We start from the raw sequence: 341 nt of genomic DNA on the forward strand, positions 1-341 counted from the left end.
AGCAGCGCCGCCGCCGTGAGCAGCCCCGCCGCCGGGGCGAACGACGTCGCGAGCAGCACGGCGAGCACCGGGCCGAGGGTGAAGCAGAGTTCGTCGATGACCTGTTCCAGGGCGTTCGCCGCGCCCTTGAGCCCGAAGCCGTCCGACGCCGGACGGGAGTCCCCTGATCCCGGCGGGGAGCCGTGCGGCGGAGGCCGCTCGCCCTCGGCCGCCCGCAGCAGGTGCGCCCACCGCGCCCGCGCCATCGCCCCCGTGTTTGGCGCGCAGCCCAGGAGCGCGTACGTCGCGAAGTACGTCCACACCGGCGCCCCGTACCGCACGCACAGCACGAGCCCGAGCAG

At 76.0% G+C, this 341-nt stretch carries 1 pseudogene; it reads right to left on the reverse strand.

The annotated features are described in order from the left end of the window. Positions 1-341 (reverse strand): annotated as a pseudogene (locus tag G3I42_RS16025) (hypothetical protein); the annotation flags it as partial.

Source organism: Streptomyces sp. SID11385 (assembly GCF_010548245.1).
Classification (GTDB): domain Bacteria; phylum Actinomycetota; class Actinomycetes; order Streptomycetales; family Streptomycetaceae; genus Streptomyces.